The sequence below is a fragment of the Acidiphilium sp. genome (assembly GCF_049977125.1).
GTDB lineage: Bacteria > Pseudomonadota > Alphaproteobacteria > Acetobacterales > Acetobacteraceae > Acidiphilium.
Map to the genome: position 1 here is coordinate 1 of NZ_JBMFGY010000216.1, position 3,851 is coordinate 3,851.

The window sequence follows — 3,851 nt, forward strand, 5'->3', positions numbered from 1 at the left end:
GCAGCGGCATCACCTCCTTCAAAGGGTACACCGCCGAAAGCCGGCACGTCCGGCAGTCCTTTACGATGATCTCCGAAGCGGCGGTGATGGAATCGATCAAGCTCGGGCGGGCCCTGGGCGACAACAAGCCAATCACGATCGAAGATCTCTGGAGCCGAATTGCCGTCGATATGGCCGATCACCCCGCGAAAGCGAATGCGAGCGATGTGGAGCAGGCGGATCGGGAGGACAGCGACGTCCGGCAAACGACCACGCTGTTCCGGCTGCGCCATCATTTCGAGATGGCGGAACAGAACGGCAGGCGCATCAGCCAGAACAACATGGCGCGCCGCCGAAGCGATCTCTGCCTTGAAGCCTTCAGAGATCAGGTGTCAGCATTCCGCGAAACACTCGACAGGCAGGAAAGACTCGGAACCGACATCGAAAGCCGGTTCATTCCCGCCTTGGACAAATTTCCGGAAACGCTGCAACATCTTGCCGTCGGCGTCCAAGCCGAACTGGCTGGCCGACGCTCCGCTCCGAATGGGCCGACAGCCCAGTGATACCAAACACTTTCGTGGATCGGCCAGACAATCTATACCAAACATCGGCGCATCGCTCTTTGGACGGTAAATCAGTACGTTACGATCCAGGGTCGCGCCCATACGTGCACGGATGAACCCATCTCGACTCGATCACCCCATCAAACCAGCACGTCGCGCCCATACGTGCGCGGATGAACTTATCCAGAGATCTTGGATAAACTGCAACGTACATCGCCACGGATCAATCCTTGATATATAGGACCGCGCGCGAATTCCTTCACCGTTCCGTGGAGCACTGAGCAGCGGCGATCATCCGCCTTCCAGCACTCGGTAAAGGGGTGTGAGTAGCAGCGGTACAGAAAACCTACACAAGCGCCTATCAATTTGATTTCTCAACAAACGTGGATTTATTAGGATGATGCCGGGGCACCTCGAAACTCATTTAAATCGTTCAGAAAACTTTCATAAACCCGTCCAACGATCTATCAACGGCTAACCCCTTGGCCAAAACGGGCCTATGTAGGTTTTCTGTTCCGCTGCTACTCAGCCCCCTCATCGCATGGGAGTATGAAAGTTTGAGCGACCGACTTTGCAGAGGACGGGCAATCGGTTAGCGTCGTCTCATGGCCGGAGAAAAGCCAGCGGCGCGGATAACGGACATGCACACTTGCCCGGATAGTGATGGGCCGGTGCCGCACGTCGGTGGCCCGATCATTTCCGGCTCGCCGAATGTGTTCATCGGGGGCCTGCCCGCGGCGCGGGTAACCGACAAGCTGACCTGTGTTGGACCGCCCGACACGATCGTGATGGGTTCGCCGACTGTGCTGATCAACGGCCTGATGGCTGCGCGCATGGGGGATCAGACCGCGCATGGCGGCGTGATCGCTGGCGGGTGCGGAACCGTGCTGATTGGAGCAGCCGGAGCCGCAACATCATCGACACAGGGCACTGCTCTGACGAATGCGGCGAATGGCTCGGGCAAGGCTTTCTGCGAGCACTGCACGAAATGACCGGGCGAGTACCCGTATGAATTTCACCGAGCAGCGGGAACTGTTCTGGCCAAGCGGAGATACGCCGTCGGGCGTGATGTTCGCCGTGGTTGATGCGGCCCGCGATCCGAAGATCCCGGACTATCTGTCCGCACTCGGTACGGTCGAAACCTGCCAGTGCCTATGGCAGGGTGACCTGTTTCTCCGAGCAGGCGACACCGCTCCCTATCTTGTGCGGCTCGACCGCGATGCGACGCTGACCCGCATCCTGATGATCGAGGGTGCCGGAAAGGGCTGGATGCTGCCGCTGCGCACGGAGGTCCCGTTCGAGACGCTACGTTTTCATTGCCGACGCTTTCCGGACGCGCAATTGCCGGACGGCCGCATCGTGCTGTTCCGCTGGTATGATAGCCGGGTGCTGCATGACTTGTTGCCGGCGCTCGATCCCGAGGAATGCCGGTCGCTGTTCGGGCCGATCGCTACGATCTGGACCGAGAATCCGGCGGGCGACCTCGTCGCGTATCAGGCACCACCCCCCGGCTCGACGATCGCCCTGCCGCCCGGCCTGTTCCCGATTCGCCCGACGGTCATGGACGCTATGACGCGTCGCGAGCAGCGGACGATGGATCAGCGGATCGCCACGTTTCTGCAAAAGGCGTTACCGGAAAAGACCCGGTCGATCGAACCGCCCCGGTTGCTGGCCTGGGTCGGCCACATGCGCGGTCGCGCGGCGCCCTATGGTGTGATCAGCGAACGCGGGCTGATGAAATGGATGCTGCTCGGCGTGTTCCTGGGACAGGATTTCGACGAGCAACCGGTGTTCAGATCGGTTCTGGAAAGCCCTGATATCAAGGGTGTAGGTGATGAGCGGATCGAGACGATCTTTCGGGCAATCACGGCCCGGACCGTGTGGGACTGAGCTGTGGGTCCCGTTGTTCTACTCCCTCTGGAACCGTTGCTGTATGGGATGGCCGCGTACGTCGTGGCTAAACTCGGCATCGATGCAACGAAAAAGATGCTCAAGCATGCTTCCAATGCGGATGAAGCTGGGCAGAGTGCCCCTCCAACTCCGCTTCAATCGTGTCCTATTCCTGATAATATTGGTCCTGACTGCTTCGAACCGCCGGACCGGTCAGATCCTAAAAAACAAGCAGAGTTCCGGCGCCAGTTGAAGGCGCAGCAAGACGGTATCAACAAGATGTCGCCGAAGGACGTGATCGACGGCATTGATAAATATGCGACGGAAGGGCGGGGCGGCTACCCGGGCGAGGCAGCCATGCGTAAGGCGTTCCGTGTGGAGAGTTGGAACAACGAATTCGATCGAGTGCTTGAGGAAACCGGCGACAAGGCGCTCGCCAAACAGCAGGCGGATGAGGCGTTGCGAGGCACAGCGGCTTTGCACAACCCTGATCTGGTCGCGGGTGGGGGTCCCAAGCCTACCGGCATCGGCGGTGCCTCGGAAAATTCCTCTATAGGGTCTCAATGGGCGAAGAAGGGACCTGGCAGTCAATTGACCAGAGCACAGCAATTGCGAGAGGAGGCCGAAAAGGCCAAGGCGGAGGGCAAGCAGAAAATGGATGTTACCCTGGACGAATGCGAATAGGATTGGAAATGGACACCGACTGGTTTGCACAACTTCTTGAAGACAACGGTCCGCCTGAGCAGGCGATGCATCCGAAGCCAGAGCATCTAGCCGAGCTCGAGGGGCGTCTGCCAGAGGACCTGTTGGCTTTCTGGCGACGCTACGGGATCGGGATGTGGAAGCAGGGCAAGTTTCAGTTCTGCCTGCCTCAACATTTCAACCCGGTAGTTGACCGTATCTTCACTGGCGACGCACAGCTGACGCCAAATGAGACCCACATCGTGGGGTTTTCTGCCTTTGGTGAGTTACTGGCATGGAACGAGCAGCATCAGCGTCTATCGATCAACCTTCCTCTTTTGGCCGTGCGCGTGCCAAAGTTCAACGAAGACAAGCCAGGTAAGAGCTATCCCGTTGCTATACCGCTAAATCGTCTGGAGTTCGATAATTCTTTCAATTTCTTTGAAGACACGCCTGAGGCCGAACCTCTTTTTTCGAGAGCGCGCAAGCGCCTTGGCGAACTTTCCTTAGGTGAATGCTACGGTTTTGTGCCGGCATTACCTTTGGGAGGACCTGCGCGGCTCGACCATCTTCAACGAATGGACGCGCTGGTGCATTTCTCGTTTCTAGCCGACCTTGGGCGTTGCCGTTTGTTCGTTCGGCCTGCGCCCGGCGCACAGGAGATCGTCGTCCGCCCTATTGGCAATAGTTAATGGAAACGAGCTGAATTTTTACATAATCGAAGGTAGCAGTTTGTAT

At 58.2% G+C, this 3,851-nt stretch carries 4 protein-coding genes and 1 pseudogene; all 5 read left to right on the forward strand.

Annotated elements, in window-relative coordinates; translation table 11 throughout:
- A pseudogene (locus ACP5E6_RS16920) lies at positions 1-542 on the forward strand (hypothetical protein); the annotation flags it as partial.
- A 641-nt stretch (positions 543-1,183) separates the two neighbouring features.
- A complete protein-coding gene (locus ACP5E6_RS16925; RefSeq protein ID WP_427956140.1) occupies positions 1,184-1,534 on the forward strand; it encodes a PAAR domain-containing protein in 351 nt (116 codons plus the stop codon).
- Between the two features lie 16 nt (positions 1,535-1,550).
- The gene (locus tag ACP5E6_RS16930) at positions 1,551-2,432 is read left to right on the forward strand and encodes a DUF4123 domain-containing protein (protein ID WP_427956143.1); all 882 of its coding nucleotides are present in this window, start codon (positions 1,551-1,553) and stop codon (positions 2,430-2,432) included.
- A gap of 48 nt (positions 2,433-2,480) precedes the next feature.
- Positions 2,481-3,116 carry a polymorphic toxin type 15 domain-containing protein gene (locus tag ACP5E6_RS16935; RefSeq protein WP_427956146.1) on the forward strand — a complete coding sequence of 212 codons (636 nt, stop codon included), beginning with the start codon at positions 2,481-2,483 and terminating at the stop codon, positions 3,114-3,116.
- Positions 3,117-3,124: 8 nt separating this feature from the next.
- Positions 3,125-3,805 carry a GAD-like domain-containing protein gene (locus ACP5E6_RS16940; protein ID WP_427956149.1) on the forward strand — a complete coding sequence of 227 codons (681 nt, stop codon included), beginning with the start codon at positions 3,125-3,127 and terminating at the stop codon, positions 3,803-3,805.
- Positions 3,806-3,851 lie beyond the last annotated feature (46 nt).